At 62.6% G+C, this 21087-nt stretch carries 17 protein-coding genes and 1 tRNA gene; 7 read left to right on the top strand and 11 right to left on the bottom strand.

Annotated elements, in window-relative coordinates; genetic code table 11:
• Window positions 1–50 precede the first annotated feature (50 nt).
• Together FRZ40_RS08715 and FRZ40_RS08720 are read left to right on the top strand one after the other, a co-directional pair.
• On the top strand, window positions 51–1139 hold the full coding sequence (locus FRZ40_RS08715) for a hydrolase (protein ID WP_028364512.1): 1089 nt from the start codon (window positions 51–53) through the stop codon (window positions 1137–1139).
• Window positions 1132–1734: a DUF2946 family protein gene (locus tag FRZ40_RS08720; protein ID WP_147233878.1), complete on the top strand. Its 603-nt coding sequence runs from the start codon at window positions 1132–1134 to the stop codon at window positions 1732–1734. Before FRZ40_RS08715 ends, FRZ40_RS08720 begins: the two co-directional genes overlap by 8 nt.
• On the opposite strand, the gene FRZ40_RS08725 is transcribed toward FRZ40_RS08720, so the two are convergent.
• Window positions 1731–3419, bottom strand: a complete 1689-nt coding sequence (locus tag FRZ40_RS08725) for a M48 family metalloprotease (RefSeq protein WP_147233879.1) — start codon at window positions 3417–3419, stop codon at window positions 1731–1733. The two genes, FRZ40_RS08720 and FRZ40_RS08725, sit on opposite strands and share 4 nt — an antisense overlap.
• A 231-nt stretch (window positions 3420–3650) precedes the next feature.
• On the opposite strand from FRZ40_RS08725, the gene moaC reads away from it, so the two are divergent.
• A complete protein-coding gene (moaC, locus tag FRZ40_RS08730) occupies window positions 3651–4127 on the top strand; it encodes a cyclic pyranopterin monophosphate synthase MoaC (RefSeq protein WP_028364509.1) in 477 nt (158 codons plus the stop codon).
• A 93-nt stretch (window positions 4128–4220) separates the two neighbouring features.
• On the opposite strand, the gene FRZ40_RS08735 is transcribed toward moaC, so the two are convergent.
• The 9 genes from FRZ40_RS08735 to recA form a co-directional block, all read right to left on the bottom strand.
• Entirely contained in the window at window positions 4221–6011 is a 1791-nt protein-coding gene (locus tag FRZ40_RS08735) for a PglL family O-oligosaccharyltransferase (protein ID WP_147233880.1), read from the bottom strand.
• 124 nt (window positions 6012–6135) lie between these two features.
• On the bottom strand, window positions 6136–7842 hold the full coding sequence (ltrA, locus tag FRZ40_RS08740; protein WP_147233881.1) for a group II intron reverse transcriptase/maturase: 1707 nt from the start codon (window positions 7840–7842) through the stop codon (window positions 6136–6138).
• Between the two features lie 1237 nt (window positions 7843–9079).
• Window positions 9080–9697: a pilin gene (locus tag FRZ40_RS08745; RefSeq protein WP_028364507.1), complete on the bottom strand. Its 618-nt coding sequence runs from the start codon at window positions 9695–9697 to the stop codon at window positions 9080–9082.
• 150 nt (window positions 9698–9847) lie between these two features.
• The gene (locus tag FRZ40_RS08750; RefSeq protein ID WP_147233882.1) at window positions 9848–10573 is read right to left on the bottom strand and encodes a TerC family protein; all 726 of its coding nucleotides are present in this window, start codon (window positions 10571–10573) and stop codon (window positions 9848–9850) included.
• A 160-nt stretch (window positions 10574–10733) separates the two neighbouring features.
• Entirely contained in the window at window positions 10734–11615 is an 882-nt protein-coding gene (gene sucD / locus FRZ40_RS08755) for a succinate--CoA ligase subunit alpha (protein WP_012399862.1), read from the bottom strand.
• A gap of 115 nt (window positions 11616–11730) precedes the next feature.
• A complete protein-coding gene (sucC, locus tag FRZ40_RS08760) occupies window positions 11731–12900 on the bottom strand; it encodes an ADP-forming succinate--CoA ligase subunit beta (protein WP_012399861.1) in 1170 nt (389 codons plus the stop codon).
• 55 nt (window positions 12901–12955) lie between these two features.
• A complete protein-coding gene (locus FRZ40_RS08765) occupies window positions 12956–13687 on the bottom strand; it encodes a DUF2889 domain-containing protein (protein ID WP_193566980.1) in 732 nt (243 codons plus the stop codon).
• 172 nt (window positions 13688–13859) lie between these two features.
• Entirely contained in the window at window positions 13860–14705 is an 846-nt protein-coding gene (gene recX, locus FRZ40_RS08770; protein ID WP_147233883.1) for a recombination regulator RecX, read from the bottom strand.
• 7 nt (window positions 14706–14712) lie between these two features.
• Complete coding sequence (gene recA / locus FRZ40_RS08775) at window positions 14713–15789, bottom strand: recombinase RecA (RefSeq protein ID WP_028364503.1); 1077 nt, start codon at window positions 15787–15789, stop codon at window positions 14713–14715.
• A gap of 236 nt (window positions 15790–16025) precedes the next feature.
• On the opposite strand from recA, the gene FRZ40_RS08780 reads away from it, so the two are divergent.
• The 4 genes from FRZ40_RS08780 (at window position 16026) to FRZ40_RS08795 (ending at window position 20392) form a co-directional block, all read left to right on the top strand.
• Window positions 16026–16787: a response regulator transcription factor gene (locus tag FRZ40_RS08780; RefSeq protein ID WP_028364502.1), complete on the top strand. Its 762-nt coding sequence runs from the start codon at window positions 16026–16028 to the stop codon at window positions 16785–16787.
• Between the two features lie 8 nt (window positions 16788–16795).
• Window positions 16796–18343 (top strand): sensor histidine kinase, encoded by a 1548-nt coding sequence (locus tag FRZ40_RS08785; protein WP_147233884.1) that lies wholly within the window; start codon window positions 16796–16798, stop codon window positions 18341–18343.
• 228 nt (window positions 18344–18571) lie between these two features.
• Window positions 18572–20230 carry an MFS transporter gene (locus tag FRZ40_RS08790; protein ID WP_028364500.1) on the top strand — a complete coding sequence of 553 codons (1659 nt, stop codon included), beginning with the start codon at window positions 18572–18574 and terminating at the stop codon, window positions 20228–20230.
• 85 nt (window positions 20231–20315) lie between these two features.
• A tRNA-Met gene (locus tag FRZ40_RS08795) sits at window positions 20316–20392 on the top strand.
• 126 nt (window positions 20393–20518) lie between these two features.
• On the opposite strand, the gene FRZ40_RS08800 is transcribed toward FRZ40_RS08795, so the two are convergent.
• On the bottom strand, window positions 20519–20962 hold the full coding sequence (locus tag FRZ40_RS08800; RefSeq protein ID WP_028364474.1) for a MarR family winged helix-turn-helix transcriptional regulator: 444 nt from the start codon (window positions 20960–20962) through the stop codon (window positions 20519–20521).
• Between the last annotated feature and the right edge of the window lie 125 nt (window positions 20963–21087).

Genomic DNA, 21087 nt, shown 5'->3' on the forward strand with positions numbered 1-21087 from the left:
GCCCCGGAACACGCTTCAGCCCGGGGCTTCGACTGAATACCGGTGTTGGCATGAGCACGACCCACGACAACAAAGCTGCGTCCAGACCGGCCCTCGATGCGACGGCGGCGGCGGTTGAGGCTGCCTTGGGCAGCACGCCCGTCGAAGCGGCCATCGACATGTTCTATCGCGCACCGCTGTGGCTGCCCAACAGCCACGTCCAGACCATCGTTCCCGCGCTGTTCGGCCGCCGTCCCGTCGTCGCCTACCGGCGCGAGCGCTGGGATACGCCCGACGGCGATTTCATCGATCTCGACTGGCTCGCACCCGATCCGCTCACGGGCTACCGCGCGCCGGCGAACGCGCCGCTCTTCGTGCTGTTCCACGGGCTCGAAGGCAGTTCGGACTCGCATTACGCGCGCACCTTGATGGCGGCCGCCTATGCGCGCGGCTGGAACGGCGTCGTGCCGCACTTCCGCAGCTGCAGCGGGCCGATGAACCTGCTGCCGCGCTTCTATCACCTCGCCGACAGCAACGAAGTCGACTGGGTGCTGCGGCGTCTGCGCGAACGGCATGCCGGGCCGATCGTGGCCGCGGGCGTATCGCTGGGCGGCAACGTGCTGCTGCGCTGGCTGGGTGAGCGCGGCGAGGATTCATCGATCATCGCCGCGGCCGCTGCGATCTCCGCCCCACTCGATGTGCACGCAGGCGGCCGCGCGCTGTCGCAAGGCTTCGGCATGATCTACACGCGCAGCTTTCTGAAGACGCTGAAGCTGAAAGCACAGCAAAAGCTCGCGCAGTATCCCGGTCTGTTCAATATCGACGACGTGCTCGCCTGCCGCACGATGCACGAGTTCGACGACGTCGTCACCGCTCCGCTGCACGGCTTTCGCAACGCGGACGACTACTGGACGCGCTCGACCACGCGGCCGCTGTTGCCGGCCATCACGGTGCCGACGCTCGTGCTCAACGCGCGCAACGACCCGTTCCTGCCGGGTGCCGTGCTGCCGTCGCGCAGCGAGGTATCATCAATGGTGGAACTCGATCAACCGGAGCATGGCGGGCACGTCGGCTTCATGACGGGCCCCTTTCCCGGCCGGATCGACTGGCTTTCGCGCCGGATCTTCGGCTACCTCGACCCATTCACGCAACATGGATGACATCGTCAAGCAGGCACTGGCCAAATGGCCGAACGTGCCGCATTGCACCGGCTGGCTGCTGCTCGACCGGCGCGGCAACTGGCGCATGCGCGACGAAGCTGCGCAAGCCGCGGGCGCGCCCGGCGAGCCGATCCGGCATACGGCCCTGCTCGGTTTCATCAATCGCAATTACGAAGCCGACGATGCAGGTCAATGGTTCTTCCAGAACGGTCCGCAGCGCGTGTACGTCGAACTCGGCTACACGCCGTTCGTCGTCCGGCTTGCCGCGAATGACCCCAGCGGTCAACTCACGCTCACCGATCAGGCCGACGCGGCCTTTGAACCGTCGGCTGTCTATCTGGACGACGAAGGCGGCATTCTGTTCACGAACCGCTCGACGCCCGCGCGCGTCGCTGTCCTGCACGACCACGATCTCGATCTGTTCTCCGAGCACGCAGACCTTGCGAGCGATGGGCGCGGCGGCGAGTTTCGCTGGCGCGATGGCGCGGTGTTGAAACTGGAACCCGTACGCAAGTCCGAAGTCGAGAAGCGCTTTGCATTCGTCGCGAGTCCGGCTGCATACGCAGCCACGAATCCGGACAACGCTTCGCGCTAGCTGCTGTTCTTCTCGTCCTCGCGCTCTTCCTTGTAGCGCGCCTCGAACTCGTGCAGACGCGCGTCGATCGTCGCGAGGTCGTAGTAGCCAACCGACTTGATGTCGCGCGCTTCCTTCAGTTGGCGGATCGCCGACGGCCACGCCCCTTCCAGCGCGAACTTCTCCGCGAGCGCGCGATGCTGCGTCAGCGCGTCGCCCGTGCCGACGCTCGCTTGCGCCAGATAGCGCCACCAGACGGGCTGCTGCGGATCGGCGCGCGTCTCGCGCAGCGCCTGAGCCTGCGCTTCGTTGAAACGGCGCGCGGTGAGGAGCGTCTGCAGACGCATGTCGATCGCGGCGTGCGATTGCGGCCAGCGCTTTTGGGCAAGTTCCGCGAGACGCACGGCTTCATCGTTATGCCCGGAGCGCCGCGCGAGATCGACGGCGAGCACGTCGAGGCTCGGCGAACTGCGCCCCGAATCGCCCTCGGCGCGCTCGCTGGCGTCGAACGAAGCGCGCGCGTTGGCCAGCGAGGTCGCAGCATCGTCGTACCGCTCGAGCAGCATTTGCGCGTACGCGATGCCGTACCAGTTACCCGCCACGTTCAGCGCCGTGCGGTCTTCGATCTCCGAGCGCATCCGCGAAATATCGTCGGCGTATTCGCTGCGCGAGCGGTCCTGAAGCACGCGTGCACGCGCACGCACGAACGCGTATTCGGGCGACTGATGCGGCTGGCGATACGGCGAGCGGCGCGCGCGGTCGGCCATGTCGGCGATCCGCTCGCCCGTCAGCGGGTGCGTGCGCGCGTAGGCGGGCACGCCCGCGTCGCTCATCGACGCACGATCGAGCCGCTCGAAGAACGCCACCATCCCGTACGGGTCGTAGCCCGCGCCCGCAAGCATCTGGAAGCCGACGCGGTCGGCTTCGTGTTCGGCTGCGCGCGAAAAGCGCAACTGGTTGTCGACGGCATAGGCCTGCCCGCCGATCGCGATCGCACTGCCCAGATCGCCGCTATGCGCCAGCACGCCCGCCAGCACGCCGAGCAGCATGCCCGCGAGCGCTGCATAGCCGCTGTGCTCGCCCGCCGTGATCATCCGCGCGATGTGCCGTTGCAACACGTGACCCATTTCGTGTCCGACGACGGAGGCAAGTTCGGATTCCGTCTGCGTCGCGACGATCAACCCCGTGTTCACGCCGATAAAGCCGCCTGGCAGCGAGAACGCGTTGATCTGCGCGTCGCGCATTGCGAACAGATCGAAATCGGGTCGATAGCCACCGATGTATTGTGCCGTCGCGGCCGCCGCGAGCCGCGCGGAGATCGAGTTCAGATAGTCGCGCACGAGCCAGTCGTCGATATAGTCGGGATCGCTGCGCACTTCGCGCATCACGCGCTCGCCGAGCTTGCGTTCGGCTTGCGGCGTCAGCGAGCCGCCCGAACCGTCGCCGAGATCGGGCAACTGTTGCGTCGACATCGGCGCGTGCAGGCTCGCATTGCCGCCCGGGTTGCCCGAAAAGCGCGACTGCGCGCCGCCGTAGACGCCAAACACGCCCTGCGCGATATCGGGCGGCACGGACGCACCGCCGTACGTATCGAGCGGACCCGTGACGAGCGGCAGTTCCGACAGGTTCGACGGCTGCGCGATGATCGCGGGCGGAACGGCGAGCGTGACGGACAACAATGCAGCGAGAAACCGTTTCAGACGCATTGCGGACGATGGCGGAATCGAAAGCGGCGTAAGGTGCCGGAAGGAACGGGCCTGTCGCGATTGTACCCAGTGCAGGGTGTGCGCCGGCTTGCGAAATGCGTCTGGACGTAGGGAAGCGCGCAATGGGCCGCGGGCGGGCATTACAGGTTAATGTGAAGACTCATAGACCCGCGCCCGACTGCCCGGCGGCGCTTGCGCTGCTATGATAGGCGCCCTCTGAAGGAGCCAAGCATGCCTGAACTCACTCATTTCGACGCAGCCGGCCAGGCGCATATGGTGGACGTCGGCGGTAAGGACGAGACGAAGCGCATCGCGGTCGCGCGCGGCACGATCCGCATGCTGCCTGCTACGTTCGAGCTGATCCGCAAAGGCGAAGCCAAAAAGGGCGACGTGATCGGCATCGCGCGCATTGCCGCGATTCAAGGCGCGAAGCGCACCGCCGACCTGATTCCGCTGTGTCATCCGCTTGCGCTCACGCGCGTCGCCGTGGACTTCGAACTCGACGAGACGGTGCCGGCCGTGCATTGCCGCGTGCAAGTGGAGACGCTCGGGCGGACAGGCGTGGAAATGGAGGCGTTGACGGCCGTGCAGGTCGGGCTGCTGACCGTCTACGACATGTGCAAGGCGGTGGACCGCGGGATGACCATCACCGATGTGAAGGTGATGGAGAAGCACGGCGGGAAGTCGGGGGATTGGGTGGCGGAGTGATGTCTTGCTGCGCACCGCCAGGCGCAGTTTGAAGCTTGCTTGATCGAGCGGCGCAGTTCCAGCGCCGCTCAGGTTTCTTCGACGACGACGGAATCAATCCTCGCTGTCATCGTCCTCGTCGCCGTTGTTGATGTCCTTCGGCGGCGTTCCGTATTTCTTCATCAGTTCCGCCTTGAACCCACCCAGCGTCTTCTGCTGATCGCACAAGTCGTAGAGATACGCGAGCTGCGACGGCCAGTCGTGCAGTTCCTCGGCGAAGATCTTCAGACGCTCGACGGTATCGAATGCGCCGTTGGTGTCGCCGCTCAACGCCTGCAGCACGGCATAACGGCGCAGCACCGTTTCGCCGGGCAGCAGCGCCATCGCCTGACGATGCATGGCGAGCTTGTGCGGCAGATCCTGCGAGTTCATCGGCAGCAGCGTCGCCATCCCGTATTCGCCCCACGCGCCGAACAGGAACGACGGATCCTCGCGATACTGGTCGAACGGACGCGAACCGTAGTACAGCACCTCCGAACGCGCGTAATCGCGATAGATGGGATATAGCGCCGCCAGCCCGCCAAACACGATCACGAGGAACGCCCCGAACGACAGCCCGCCCGGAATCAGACGCAGCGGCTTCGTGTCGAGCAGCCCGACCACGAACATCGCCGGCAAGAGGAAGAACATATACTGCTGCGGATACTCGACGAGCGCGTGCATCACCAGCACGCCGATCAGCGCAAGGCCGAACACGCGCGCAGCCGTGTGCGGCGCGCGCACGACGCGCACGAACCACGCGCCCAGCCCGAGCAGCACGATGCCTACGCCGATCAAACCCGTCTTCGCGAGCAGATCGATGAAAATGTCGTGCGAGTTGTTCGCGATCTCGACGCCGCCCAGCGACTTCACAAGATCGAACTGGTAACGCGGAAATTCACCCCAGCCGACGCCTAGCAGCGGATGCGTGCGGAACATCGTCCAGCCGTATTTCCACAGCGCGAGACGCGGCGCAATCTGGCTCGCGTCCTTCATGCGCTCGGCGGCGGACTGCGCCAGATCGAGGTGGTAATGCTCGTTCGCCCAGCGGATCGCCGCGTTCACCGCGAAGAACAGCACGGCCAGCACGACGGGAATCAGCCACTCGCGATTGCTGCGACGGCGCGACGGATGACGGCGCAGCTCGGCAAACGCCATCCAGAACCCGGCGACGACGATCACGCCCATTTGCAGCCAGGGACCGCGCGACACGGTCAACGCCAGGCCGCCCGAGAAAATCGCCGACACGAGCAGCCAGATGAACACGTTGATGCGGCGCGTCTGCACGAGGTACATCGCGCCCGCCGTCGCGAACGCGATATACGTCGCCAGGTGATTGGCCTGCGCCATGTTGCCGAACGGCCTGCGCTCGGTCAGCACGCTGTACGCGACCACCAGCGGCGTCACCTTCACTTCGAGGTGGAACAGCTGGATCGTCTGGCAGAAAACCGCGAAGAGCCCGCCGACGACCAGCGCGAACGCCGCCACCGTGAACGCGCTTTCCGTCAGATTCGCCCGGCTGAAGCCGAAGCCCGCATGTGTCGCCATGAACGCGGCCAGCAGGAAACCGGCGCCGAGCCAGTTCATCGAAGGCTGCGCAACGGGCAGCACGATCGACTGGGCGATCAGCACGAGCCCGAAGGCGAGCGGGACCAGCGCGACCACAGGCGAGGCGAAAGCCACGCGCGGCCGGGCCGTCGACACCAGCAACGCGACGCCCGCGCCCAGCAGCAGATAGAGCGACAGGGCCGTGAACTCGGCGTAGAAGGTCGGAATCGGGTAAGTGTGATTGACGACTGCATACGGCAGGATCAACGCACACGCCAATATGAACAGTGAAAGATAGCGCGCGAAGGGGGTGGGCATGAGTAACCGGGGACGTCAGGTAGGGTAGCCCCCCTTCCTTGCGGAAGAGGGGCCCCCTAAGAACCGTACGTGCGAGTTTCCCCGCATACGGCTCAAGCCTACATATTTCTTATACGAAGCCCCGTTAGTGCTGCAACGGGGCCGGCTTAGCTACGACAAGTTTACCAACGTGCACTTGCCGGTGGCAGTCCGGGTGAAGCAATACCCTGTTCGATAGAGCGTCTGAACCGCCATACATCCGATACTCCAGATGATGGTCGTGCCAGCCCGTCTCGTCCGTCAGGGCACAGCCACAGTGCGCACACCGCCCGCTCTGTGACATGTACAGCGAAGCCCATTGCTTTCGGTAGCGCATCGAATCCCACATACGCTCCTGCCGCAGATGCTCGCCGTATTGCTCCCACACGAGATCAAAGGGATTGAATTCCCCTTTGACCTTCTTGTGGCGCCTGATTTCCGTACCGCTGATTTGGTACAACTCAAGCAGCCCCTTACTACCGTCCTCGCGAATGACAGGAGCAGCGAACACCCAATGCCGATTACCAACGGAGTGAAAGTACTTCCGCCTCACCCAGTCGGCGTTCTTGTTCGGATGCCGCCGCTTGGACCACCGCCAGAGCCGCTGAAACACCAACGACTCCATGCGGCTGTACGCCTGCTTGGCCACTACAGGGCAGTGATACTGCGCCCAGCCCCGTAGTATCGGATTGAGCAGGCGGATTAACTCCTCCTGCTTGACCGCCTTACGACCGCTGATCGTATCCGCCACCTTGCGATAGAACGTCTGCACGTTCTTCTTGCTTGGCTTGATGAGTAGCGTTCCCGAGTACTTCCGGAAGTTCCACCCAAGGAAATCAAAGCCTTCGTCAATATGAACGATCCGGGTCTTCTCCTCCGATAGTTGCAATCCCCGCACTTCAAGGAAGGCTTCTACCCAAGGCCTGACTTCGCGTTCCAGCATCTCTTTCGAGTCGCCGGTAATGACGAAGTCGTCCGCGTATCGCACCACATTCACTTTCAGCTTCTTCGCCTTCCCGATTCCAAATTTCGCAGTGAGCTGCGCAATCAGTTCACGTTCAAGCCCGTTCAACGTCACGTTTGCCAGCGTCGGAGAAATGATGCCTCCCTGCGGCGTACCGGCCATCGTCGCCTGTAGCTGCCCTTTGTAAATCAGGCCAGCTTTCAGCCATTTGCGGAGGATCACCCTGTCCATCGGGACATTGCTTTCCAACCACTTGTGGTTGATGTGGTCAAAGCATCCTTTGATGTCCGCTTCAAGTACCCATTGCGCTGATCTGCGACGGGCCATGACCACGAAAATCTGAGACATGGCATCAGCCGTCGAACGGTTAAGCCTGAACCCATAAGAGTTCGGGTCACTCGTCGACTCTGCTACCGGCTCCAAGGCCAGCAGATACAGGGCTTGCATCGCCCTATCCCGCATGGTCGGAATGCCCAGAGGGCGCTCCTTCCCATTGGCCTTGGGGATAAAGACCCTCCGTAATGGCAGAGCCTTATATCCGTGCCGCTTCAACCTGCCGACGGCTTCCCATCGGCTCTCAGGCGAATCCCATAGCTCGCGATCGACTCCAGCCGTTCGCGCACCCTGGTTCTGCGTAACACGTCGCACCGCATACAGCTTTGCGGACAACGTGCGGGTCAGCATCCGTTGCAGGGCTTTCACCCTGCGCCAGTCGCCTTCCCGCGTCGCCTTCGCAATTCGAATCTGCATCCCTCGCACGTTCCGTTCAACCCGACGCCAATCTACGGCGTGCCAGTTGTCAGGCGCGTGGGAAAGCGCAGATCCGGTCTTTCGACCAGATACTTTCATGCTGCTCTCCTACCTTGGATTAGATCCCCGGCAGAAGGCGCATCTCCCCCAGCGGGGAAGACACACCCCGCTGGGGAACAACAGAAACCTCAATATGAGCGCATGCACTCATATCTCGGACAAAAACCACAGTACGGGCGCATGCGCCCGCATCTAACCAAGTGACAGAGGGTAGTCAGCCGTCTTGCGACGGTAGACCAGACGGAAGTCTGCCCGCTTTCGCGTGGAGTGATGTTCCAACCCCTATCCGGACCATTACAGCCCGACCTTCGCTTTTTCCGTCCTCCCATACCTGCACAATCAACAGCGTCCCTTGCGGTTCGCCTGCCAGCCTGACCGCGCTGGCAACCATACAGGCTTACCACGTTCCCGGCATGTCACACGACTGACGTAGGTTCTGCCTCTTCCCCGGTGGCTGAGTGACGACGTAATCCGACGGTTGAGCGGATTAACCAGCCACGTACCTTTTGGTTAGAGCCCAATGTTCAAGCAGCTTTGGCTCCTCAGTGCTTACGAGGTTTATCAGCAGTTCACTTACGTTAACCTTATCAGCCAGCCTAGCTCCTCAACCCCCTTGCTGCTGGGAGTCTCCAGACCGTCCCTCACGGAACCAATCTGCCCGAAACGTCCGGGGGCTACATTGTCAGAAGAGCTTCACACCCCACCGTTGCCAGTGACGCATGTCTTCCTAGGCTACTGCTGGTCGTACAGCAGGTTCACTTCCTCGCCCAGACATCAGGCGAGGCAAAACAATGACACACCGAGCTTTCGCTCGTATCGTCTAGCGACTCCGTTGCCTACTGGCGCAGGAATTGCACACTTCACCCCGCCCTGTCGGCGGGAATGAAGCCGCTGACTGGGCGGGACCTGACGGTAATCAGGTCAATGCAATGCGGTATCCGGCCAACTGCTCCGGGTCCCGCTTTCACTAAAAAGCGTGCTCACAGGGAGCACGTCTACTGCTTCAATTGCGGCCCACAAGGGGGCCGCCTGCGGAGGGCATGGTGATCCGGCCAAGACCGTTTCAATAACCCTCTAGTCGATGCCCCGTAACGTAGGGCATACGGACACGAGCGTGCGTGTCGCACCAACCGGCGCACTATACAAAAAAATCCTTACGCTGTGCGCCGCGCCGACTGAAATAACCCGGAATCCGGCCGCGGCACGGAAACTTTTGCCGCGGCCTCCGATGCCCGTCAGGTTTATACCGGGCTCATATCACGAGGCGTTCCCCCGATCAGCCGCGGCACTCGGGCGGCGCGAGATTCGACGCCAGCGTCGGCGCATCGACGGGCAGCGGACCCGCGCCCGGTGCCGGCAACGACGACGCAGCCTTGCCGCCTGCGAAGCATTCCCACGTAATGGCGCCCTTCTGCACCGAGCCCTTCGCCAGCGCGACGCGGGCTGTCGGCGTGTCGGCGCTATCGGGCGCGGACGGCACGAACACGATCGTGTTCGAGCCTTCGTCGGCGACGCGCGCGGTGAACGCGACGGTGATCTGGCCCGTGTCGTCGTCGACATGGATGGACTGGACATTGCGCGTGGCGGGCGGTGACGCGTATCCGCTGCCGAACGCATTACCGCTGCCGGCGTTCTCGCCGACGCTCAGCTGCGCGGCTGCCGCGAGCGACAGCCCCTCGCCGACGCGGCTGCGCGCCAGATAGTCCTGATACGCAGGAATCGCATACGCGGCGATCACGCCGACAATGGCCAAGACGATCATCAGTTCGATCAGCGTAAAGCCCCACAGACGTTTGATACGGGCGAGCGCGGCAGGCCATGCGCGGCGCGCGCGGACGAACGGGCGGTGCGCATAAAGCGTGGACAACGAAGCAACGGCAACAGTAGCGATCATCAGCAGACTCCTCGAAACGAAAGCGCCTGCCCCGGGAATCAGGACAGGCGCTTCGATCGTAGCGAGCCGCCGTTTGCGCCGGCAGTCGGCCAGATGGCTAGCCGAATGGCCAATGGCGCGCGGGCAGACGCGCCCGTAAAGTGAATGCGCTCAGTGCGTACCGTTCGGCGAATCGCTCGCGATACGCGCCGCGTTGCGCCGCTTCATCGCGTATCCGACGATCACGACGAACAGCGCGCAGACAATGCTCATGCCGTATTCGGCAACGGGCGTATCGAGGATGGGCCAACGGTCGCCCGCGGGGTCGTTGACGATCAGGCCGCCCGCAATCCATCCAAGCAGCGCGCCGCCGAACGTGACGACGGCGGGGTAGCGGTCCAGCAGCTTGAGCACGAGCTGGCTGCCCCAGACGATCAAGGGAATGCTCACGATCAGCCCGAACACGACGAGCGCGATGCGGTGATGCGGCTCGGCGGACTCGGCGGCGCCCGCGATCGCGATCACGTTGTCGAGGCTCATCACGGCATCGGCCACGATGATCGTCTTGATCGCGGTCATCAGCTTGTCGGCGGGCTTGACGTTCGCGTGTGCGTCGGGCGCGGGCGCGAGCAGGCGCACGCCGATCCAGATCAGCAGCAGGCCGCCCGCGAACTTGAGCAGGGGCACGTCGAGCAGCGCGACGGCAAACGCGATTAGCGCCACGCGCAGCACGATTGCGCCGAGCGTGCCCCACAGCACACCCTTCGTGCGCTGCGCGGGTGGCAGGTTGCGGCAGGCGAGCGCGATCACGACGGCGTTGTCGCCACCCAGCAGGATGTCGATGACGATGATCTGGAAGACGGCGCCCCAATGGAGCGTGGTGAGGAATTCGAGCATGGAAAGCAGGATAGAAGGTAGCGAAAGCGAACGGCAACAAAAAAGCGAGGCAGCAATTGCTCGCTCCCTCGCTTGTCATTGCGTCTTACGAAAGGCCTTCGTAAGAGTATCAAAAAACGCCGGTATCGACGGGCGTTTCTTGAGCTTGTCGCAACCCTTCTTACAGCACCGACTTCAGCAGACGGGCCATTTCCGACGGATTCTTCGTGACCTTGATGCCACAGGCGTCCATGATTTCCAGCTTCGCGTCGGCCGTATCCGCACCGCCCGAGATCAGCGCGCCGGCGTGACCCATGCGCTTGCCCGGAGGCGCCGTGACGCCAGCGATGAAGCCGACCACCGGCTTCTTCATGTTGTCCTTGATCCAGTACGCAGCATTTGCTTCGTCCGGGCCGCCGATTTCACCGATCATGATGACCGCGTCCGTATCCGGATCGTCGTTGAACATCTTCATCACGTCGATGTGCTTCAGACCGTTGATCGGGTCGCCGCCGATACCGACTGCCGACGACTGGCCGAGACCCAGCGCCGTCAGCTGACCGACTGCTTCATACGTCAGCGTGCCCGAACGCGACACGACGCCGATGCGGCCCTTGCGGTGGATGTGACCCGGCATGATGCCGATCTTCAGTTCGTCCGGCGTGATCGTGCCGGGGCAGTTCGGTCCGAGCAGCAGCGTCTTGCGGCCTTCGCGGCGCATGCGGTCCTTCACTTCGATCATGTCGCGCACAGGGATGCCTTCCGTGATGCAGATCGCGAGATCGAGGTCGGCTTCGACGGCTTCCCAGATCGCAGCAGCAGCGCCTGCGGGCGGCACGTAGATGACCGAGACGGTTGCGCCCGTTTCTGCCTTCGCTTCCTTGACGCTTGCGTAGATAGGAATGCCTTCGAAATCTTCGCCGGCCTTCTTCGGGTTCACGCCTGCGACGAATGCTTCGCGGCCGTTTGCGTATTCACGGCATGCGCGCGTGTGGAACTGACCGGTCTTGCCGGTGATGCCCTGCGTGATGACCTTGGTGTCTTTGTTGATCAGAATCGACATGTATTGACCTCTGTTCGTTTGGTGGCGTGCGGGTGGCGTCCGGCGCGGCGATAAACTCGCCGCACGCGCCCTTCACACGCCGCCATTCGTAATCCGGTGATAAGCGCCCGGGCGATCAGGCCTTGCCTGCGGCGGCCGCGACAACCTTCTGCGCAGCTTCTTCCATGCTGTCCGCCGAGATGATCGGCAGGCCGGAGTCAGCCAGCATCTTCTTGCCGAGGTCTTCGTTCGTGCCCTTCATGCGCACGACGAGCGGCACTTGCAGATCGACCGCCTTCGAAGCCGCGATCACGCCTTCCGCGATCACGTCGCAGCGCATGATGCCACCGAAGATGTTGACGAGAATCGCCGTCAGGTTCGGGTTCTTCAGCATCAGCTTGAACGCTTCCGTGACCTTCTCGGTCGTCGCACCACCGCCGACGTCCAGGAAGTTCGCCGGCTCGCCGCCGAACAGCTTGATCGTGTCCATCGTCGCCATGGCCAGACCGGCGCCGTTCACCAGACAGCCGATGTTGCCGTCGAGCGAGATGTACGCGAGGTCGAACTTCGATGCTTCGACTTCAGCCGGATCTTCTTCGTCCAGATCGCGGTAAGCGACGATTTCCGGATGACGGAACAGTGCGTTCGAGTCGAAGTTGAACTTGGCGTCGAGCGCGATCACCTTGCCGTCGCCCGTCAGGATCAGCGGGTTGATTTCGGCCAGCGATGCGTCCGTTTCCCACGTTGCCTTGTAGAGGCCTTGCAGGATCGTGCGAGCTTGCGGGATCGAAGCGTCGGGCACGCCGATCTTCTTCGCCAGGTCATCGGCTTCCGCGTCGAGCAGACCCTTCGAGGGATCGACGGCAACCTTGTGGATCGCTTCCGGCGTCTTCGCGGCGACTTCTTCGATGTCCATGCCGCCTTCGCTCGAGGCCATCACGACGACCTTTTGCGACACGCGATCGATCACGAGACCGACATACAGTTCCTTCTTGATGTCAGCGCCTTCTTCGATCAGCAGACGATTCACCTTCTGGCCTTCCGGGCCCGTTTGGTGCGTGACGAGTTGCATGCCGAGGATCTGGTTCGCGTATTCGCGGACCTGCTCCAGCGACTTCGCGACCTTCACGCCGCCACCCTTGCCACGGCCACCCGCGTGGATCTGAGCCTTGACGACCCACACCGGGCCGCCGAGCTCTTCAGCGGCCTTGACCGCATCATCCACCGAGAAGACCGGCTTGCCGCGCGGTACCGCGACTCCGAATTTCCGCAGGATTTCCTTACCCTGGTACTCGTGAATCTTCATGCGTGATTCCCTTCAGTCTGAGAGTTGGATTGAACTTCGCTTCCGGCTGGACCGCTCACTCGGGACGGGCCGTCTTCACGGCCTGTCCGTCGGCTGCGGCATCCGCGCGATCCGCTGAACGCGGCGCGTGCCCGTACCAGCGCGGATAAAACTGTCGCACCGCCTCGCCATCGAACCGCAGCGCATGGCAGCGGCCCAACTGGAATGGCGGCTTGTCGTTTGATTGCTCGCTTGCCTGTTCGCCTGCTTGCGCGCTCGAAGCGTTGTCTTGGGCGTCTTGTCCGTTGCTGCCCTGCGTGTCGTGGGCCGAGCCATCCGTCGATCCATTCCCGCTTCCCGGGCCGCCTTTGTCCGTGTTCCACACGTCGCCTGCAAACGCCTGGATGGCGGCAGTCGGCAGGACGGCGCACAACTCGGTGAGATGCGTGCAACCGGCCGTGCCGGCCAGCAAACGGGCAGCATCGCGACGGAAGTTCTGGAAAAGGTTGAGCCCGATGAGGGCGCGATAGGCGGGATTGGAGGCTTCACACAGACCGGGATACGGAACCCAGTCGGACGACGCTTCGGCGTCGACGACATTGAGCTTGCGATCGATCGTGATGCGGAGCCAGAGTTCATGGATCGGCGAGCCGTTCGGCCGGACACCCGACGCAAGCGTCACATCGCGTGGCTTTTCGTCGGTGAGGCATGCCTCGATATCCCACAGACCATCTTCACGCTCGTATGCGTCCGCTCGGATTGCGCGGCGATGGCGCAACTGTCGGGACACTGGCGGAGAAAGCGGCATGCGAGAACAAAGGCCGGATTTAAGAACCGTTGAATTTTAGCATACTGGGTATTTGGGACTGGCCGAAGCCCGCGAGGGCTTGACGGGCGGGCTTCGGAAGCCCTTGGGGCGCGACATTTGAGCGCAGTGTTTCTTGCGGCGCACCAATCGGGCTTCGTATGTGACCGACTGGCTATTCGGGCGCGAAGTCTTCGTCGATGCCCTTGAGAATCTTGCCAATAATCCCCTGCGAAAAACCTCGCGTCGCGAGGAAGCGCGCCTGCTTCGCGCGTTCATTTGGCGTCTCAGGCAAAGAGCCGAACTTCTTGCGCCATACGGCCTGTGCGCGTGCCAGTTCGGTTTCGCGCAGTTGCGCGCTGACTTCTTCGACGAGTTCCTGCCCGACGGCATGCCGCTTGAGTTCGTTGACGATACGACCGGCGCCCATCCGCGACGCACGCCGGTGAATCAGGCTTTCGGCGAAACGGGAGTTCGACAGCCAACCTTCGCGTTCGAGCGAATCCAGCAAGGCGTCGATTGAATCGCCCTCTTCCGCATAAGGCGCGAGTTTGCGCGACAACTCCGCGCGACTGTATTCGCGGCGCGAAAGATAGCCGAGCGCGCGGCCCTTGAGCGAGCGTACGGGACGGTTTGAAGCGCGGCTTGCGTTGTCGGCAGATTTGGATTCGCCTGGCTGCCGACGCGAGCGTGTGTAGGTTGTTTCGCCGTTATCGGCGTGGCTCGCGTTATCGACCCCACTGACAGGGGAAGCAGGTGAAGCGCGACCGCGAGAAGGCGGGCCGATGCCCGCGGCTCGATCATGAGCGTCGAATGATTCGAATGGATCGAAGTCGTCTGAGGAGGCACCGTATGAAGGCGATGCCACCGTAGGAGCAGACGGGCTTGAAGCAGACGTGCTTGAAGCAGACAGGCTTGAAGAAGATCGTGACGACGACTCGAATGCATCGTCGTCACGCGGGCCGCCCGTATTGCGTCCTGCGCCCGCAACCGGGGAGGCAGAGCGGCCCTTGCGTATCACGCGACGATTACTCCTCTTCGCCCACTTCCTCGTCGGCGCTCACGGCAGCGCCCGCCGGCATTGCATTCACGCCGAGCGATTCGCGGATACGGTTTTCGATCTCACGCGCAATGTCCGGATTCTCGCGCAGGAATTCACGCGCGTTGTCCTTGCCCTGGCCGATACGTTCGCCGCTGTAGCTGTACCAGGCGCCCGCCTTGTCGACGATCTTCGCCTGCACGCCGAGATCAATGATTTCGCCCTGACGCGAGATACCCTCGCCGTACAGGATGTCGAAGATCGCTTCGCGGAACGGCGGCGACACCTTGTTCTTCACGACCTTCACGCGCGTTTCATTGCCGATCACTTCGTCGTTCTTCTTGATCGAACCGATACGGCGAATGTCCAGACGCACCGACGCGTAGAACTTCAGCGCGTTACCGCCCGTGGTGGTTTCCGGGTTGCCGAACATCACGCCGATCTTCATGCGGATCTGGTTGATGAAGATCACGAGGCAGTTCGTGCGCTTGATCGTACCCGTTAGCTTGCGCAGCGCCTGCGACATCAGACGAGCTTGCAGGCCCGGCAGCGAGTCGCCCATTTCGCCTTCGATTTCGGCCTTCGGCACGAGCGCCGCGACCGAGTCGATCACGATCATGTCGATCGAACCCGAACGCACGAGTGCGTCCGCGATTTCGAGCGCCTGTTCGCCCGTGTCCGGCTGCGAAACCAGCAGTTCGCTGACGTTCACGCCGAGCTTTTGCGCGTATTGAATGTCGAGTGCGTGTTCCGCGTCGATGAACGCCGCCGTGCCGCCGAGCTTCTGCATTTCGGCGACGACCTGCAGCGTCAGCGTGGTCTTACCCGACGATTCCGGCCCGTAGATTTCCACCACACGGCCACGCGGCAAACCGCCGACGCCCAGCGCGATGTCGAGGCCCAGCGATCCCGTGGAGACCACCTGAATGTCTTCAACTGCCTCACCCTGGCCGAGCCGCATGACCGACCCTTTGCCGAACTGCTTTTCGATCTGCGCAAGCGCGGCAGCGAGGGCCTTGCTCTTTTCCGCAGTCAGTCCAGCCGAGCCTTTCTTGCTTTCTTCCATGAATCGTCCTTTGCTATGATGAACGGCGTCTGAGGCAGGTGCGCCGGCCGTCTGAAGCCTAGGCTCAACGACCAGCACGCTAAACGCAGACACTGTATAAAAAAACAGTAGTTTTGGCAAGCACGTTTCGCATGCGGACGTCCACATGTGCAAACGGACAACACTCAACTACCCACAAAATCTTTCGGAGACGCTGTGCGCCGGAGCGCCCCGGTGCCGGCCGGGCAGGGCGCATCATGCGAATTCTCATTGCCGAAGACGACAGCATACTCGCGGACGGTCTCGTCCGATCACTCCGCCAATCGGCATACGCCGTTGACCATGTGAAGACGGGCGCGGAAGCCGATACCGCGCTGTCAATGCAGACTTTCGACCTCCTGATCCTCGATCTCGGCTTGCCGAAAATGTCCGGCCTCGAAGTGCTGCGGCGGCTGCGCGCGCGCAATTCGAACCTGCCCGTGCTGATCCTGACCGCGGCCGACAGCGTCGACGAACGGGTGAAGGGCCTCGACCTCGGCGCCGACGACTACATGGCCAAGCCCTTCGCGCTCAACGAACTCGAAGCGCGCGTGCGTGCGCTGACGCGGCGCGGCGCCGGCGGCGGGCCGACTGTCGTCAAGCATGGTTCGCTTTCGTTCGACCAGGTCGGTCGAATTGCCTATGCCAATGAGCAGGTTATCGATCTGTCCGCGCGTGAGCTAGGATTGCTCGAAGTCCTGTTGCAGCGGATCGGGCGGCTGGTGTCGAAGGAACAGCTCGTCGACCATCTGTGCGAATGGGGTGAAGAGGTCAGCAATAACGCGATCGAAGTCTACGTGCACCGGCTGCGCAAGAAGATCGAGCCGAGCGGCGTACGCATCATCACCGTGCGCGGGCTGGGTTACTGTCTGGAGAAGGCGGCGCCGGCGCAAAACGCCGCTCAGCCCGCGCCGCAGACAGCCGGCTCCGAGCCCTCCGACGCGCCCGCTGCCATGCCCGCAAGCCACTACTTCAAGTAAGGCGCTCCATGTCCGTCCGCGCACCACGCGCCACGGCGCACGCGGCGGATCTCGACGAAATCCGCGACGCGCGCTACGCCAATCCATTTGCGCCGCCCGACGAAACCGAGGCGCAGGCGGAGACGCGTCCGCGTTCGCTGTTCGGCGAAATCCTCGACTGGATGCTCGCGCCACTGCTGCTTCTGTGGCCGATGAGCCTTGCTGTCACGTATCTGGTGGCGAAGTCGATCGCGAACGGACCGTTCGATCGCGCGCTGGAAACCGACGCCTATGTGCTCGCCCGGCAGATTCATCCCGTGAACGGCGTCGCCGAACTGACGCTGCCCGATTCGACCCGCGATTTTCTGCGCGCCGACAATATAGACAGCGTGTTCTACCAGGTGCTCGGCACGCGCGGCGAACTGGTCACGGGCGACCGCGACATGCCGCTGCCGCGCGAGGAAGACCGGCCGCAGCCGGGCATTGTCGAGTTTCGCGACGACATGCTGCGTGGCAACGACATCCGGGTCGCGTACACCACCGTCGAGTTTCCGCAAACACCCGGCGCGCAGCCCGTGCTGGTGCAGGTGGCCGAAACGCTCGACAAACGCAGCGCGCTTGCCAACGACATCATCAAGGGCGTGATTCTGCCGCAGTTCGTGATCCTGCCGCTCGCGATCCTGCTCGTGTGGTTCGGGCTGTCGCGCGGTCTTGCGCCGCTGCATGCGCTGCAGGCCCATATCCGCGCGCGCCGTCCCGACGACCTGTCGCCACTCGAAGCGCGCCGCGCCCCGCCCGAAATCGAGCCGCTCGTCACATCGTTCAACGACCTGCTGACGCGCCTCGAGCAGAACATGGAATTGCAGAAGCGCTTTATCGCCGATGCCGCCCATCAGATGAAAACGCCGCTCGCCGGCTTGCGCACGCAGGCCGAACTGGCGCTGAGGCAGGATGCGTCGGCGGAAGTGCACCGTTCGCTCGAGCAGATCGCAACGAGTTCCGAGCACGCGGCACGCCTCGTCACGCAGTTGCTCGCGCTCGCGCGCGCGGAAAACCGCATGTCAGGGCAGGTCTTCGCCCCTGTCGAATTGGGCGACGTCGCGCGCAGCGCGGTGCGTGACTGGATTCAGGCCGCACTCAGCAAGCAGATGGATCTCGGTTACGAAGGGCCGGAGACGCAGGAAGAAGCCGTCGAAGTCGAAGGCAATGCCGTGATGCTGCGCGAGATGCTGTCGAACCTGATCGATAACGCGATCCGCTATACGCCCTCGGGCGGACGGATCACCGTGCGGGTGCGACGCGACGTGGCCGCCCGCATGGCACATGTGGAAGTGGAAGACACGGGCATGGGCATCCCCGCGGCCGAGCGCGAACGCGTCGTCGAGCGCTTCTACCGGATATTGGGGCGTGAAGGCGACGGCAGCGGGCTGGGCCTCGCGATCGTCCGCGAGATCGCGACGATGCACGGCGGCACGCTCACCATCGAAGACAACGTCTATCAGACGTCGCCGCGCCTCGCAGGAACACTCGTCCGTGTCAGCTTACGGATGATCGATCGTGCACGGGACTTACCCTAATCCGTCAGTTTTCGCCATTTCTGCCAGCAATCGCGTTTCGCGACTTTCCATCGCTTAGCCATCACGATGCGCGATGTTGAATGCACATGCGCACATGTTTAACAATGCAACCCATTCTCAACGGAGATTCTTCCGAGTCAGAACGCCGTAAGTTTCCGCTCCAATAATCGCTACACGGCATCGCCCGACCAGGCGAACCGCGACTTATATCAATACTGGAGACGACATATGGCTACCGTAAGCGGGCAAATCTCGCACGCGCCGATGACGAAAGAAGAGAAACGGGTAATCTTCGCGTCATCGTTGGGCACGGTTTTCGAGTGGTACGACTTTTATCTGGCCGGCTCGCTCGCGGCCTTCATCAGCAAAAGCTTCTTCTCCGGCGTCAATCCGACGGCCGCCTTCATCTTCACCCTGCTCGGCTTCGCGGCGGGTTTCGCGGTGCGTCCGTTCGGCGCGCTCGTGTTCGGGCGCCTCGGCGATATGGTCGGGCGCAAGTACACGTTCCTGATCACGATCGTCATCATGGGTCTGTCGACCTGCGTGGTCGGCTTCCTGCCCGGCTACGCAGCCATCGGCATGGCCTCTCCCGTGATCTTCATCGCGATGCGTCTGCTGCAGGGCCTTGCACTCGGCGGCGAATACGGCGGCGCGGCGACCTACGTCGCCGAACACGCACCAGCCAACCGTCGCGGCTTCTACACCGCGTGGATTCAGACGACGGCAACGCTCGGGCTGTTCCTGTCGCTGCTCGTGATTCTCGGCGTGCGCACGGCAATGGGCGAAGACGCGTTCGGTACGTGGGGCTGGCGCATTCCGTTCATCGCGTCGCTGGCGCTGCTCGGCGTCTCGGTGTGGATCCGCATGCAGCTGCATGAGTCGCCGGCTTTCGAGCGGATCAAGGCTGAAGGCAAGACGTCAAAAGCTCCGCTGTCGGAAGCGTTCGGTCAGTGGAAAAATCTGAAGATCGTCATTCTGGCTCTGATCGGTGTGACGGCTGGCCAGGCAGTTGTCTGGTACACGGGCCAGTTCTATGCGCTTTTCTTCCTGACGCAAACGCTGAAGGTCGACGGAGCAAGCGCGAACATTCTGATCGCGATCGCGCTGCTGATCGGCACGCCGTTCTTCCTGTTCTTCGGTTCGCTGTCCGATCGCATCGGCCGCAAGCCGATCATCATGGCGGGCTGCCTGATCGCCGCGCTGACGTACTTCCCGCTGTTCAAGGCGCTGACGCATTACGCGAACCCGGCACTCGAAGCTGCGACGGCCAAGGCGCCTATCGTCGTGATCGCCAATCCGGACGAGTGCTCGTTCCAGTTCAACCCGGTCGGCACGTCGAAGTTCACGACTTCGTGCGATATCGCGAAGAGCGCGCTGTCGAAGGCTGGCCTGAACTACGACAACGTGGCGGCCCCGGCTGGCGCGCTGGCGCAGATCAAGGTCGGCGACACCACCATCGACACCTTTGACGGCAAGGCCACCGACGCCAAGGAAGCGGGCAAGACGTTCGACAAGAACCTGAGCACGGCCCTGAAGTCGGCTGGCTATCCGCCGAAGGCCGATCCATCGCAGATCAACTGGCCGATGACGGTCGTGATCCTGACGATCCTCGTGATCTACGTGACGATGGTGTACGGACCGATTGCAGCGATGCTGGTCGAGATGTTCCCGACGCGCATCCGCTACACGTCGATGTCGCTGCCGTATCACATCGGCAATGGCTGGTTCGGCGGCTTCCTGCCGGCGACGGCCTTCGCGATCGTCGCGGCCAAGGGCAATATCTACTCTGGGCTGTGGTATCCGATCATCATCGCGCTCGGTACCTTCGTGATCGGTTTGCTTTTCGTGCGGGAGACCAAGGACTCCAACATCTACGCTCAGGACTGAGCGCGAGGTAATCTGGAGTTCTCGCAAAAAGTTGTCGAGCGGGGGTTGACAGCCCCCGCCGGCATCTTCATAATCTGCCTTCTTCGGCGAATTAGCTCAGTCGGTTAGAGCGACGGAATCATAATCCGCAGGTCCGGGGTTCGAATCCCTGATTCGCCACCAGTTGCAAGAAAAAGCCGCTGCTTCTCACGAAGCAGCGGCTTTTTCATTTTCCAGCGTGCTTGGGAAGCGCCAGAATCGAAGATAGATCGAAGACCGCGCAACCAAAGCGGCCACATGCAACACACCTCAGCGATCCACGATCCGCGTCAGATTCCCCCGCACCTTCTGCAGCAATGAAATGAGCTGCCTCGCCTCATCCTCGGTCAGCCCGCTCAAGCCTTCGGCTGCAACCTGATCGCCCACGCGCTTCGCTTCGTCGAGCGTCTTCTCGGCTTTTTCCGTGATCCGAATCTGCTTCTCGCGCCTGTCGCGCGGATTGCCGATCCGCTCGATCCACCCACCCTCCTCCATCCGGTCCAGCAACCGGCCAGCCGAGATCGGAGCGACTTCCAGCAAATCTGCAAGCCGCGCCTGGTTGATGTCGCCGTAGAACGACAGGTACGCGAGCGCGCGGCACTGCGCGCGCGTGAGGTCGATCGACAGCCGCGCGAGATCGTCGAACCGCTTGCCGACCAGCCTGCCGACATCGGAAATGAGAAAGCCGAAGCGCTCGTCAAAATGGGTTTTCATCGCGCGATTATACGAAGTGCCTTCGTGCCGATAAGCAAAAACGCGCAGCGTACGACAACTCCGGGAAATTCAGCGTATCCAGAAGAAAGCGCCGCCGATACAATAAGCATGCTTATTATTTCAAA

Source organism: Paraburkholderia azotifigens, from assembly GCF_007995085.1.
GTDB classification, from domain to species: Bacteria; Pseudomonadota; Gammaproteobacteria; order Burkholderiales; family Burkholderiaceae; genus Paraburkholderia; species Paraburkholderia azotifigens.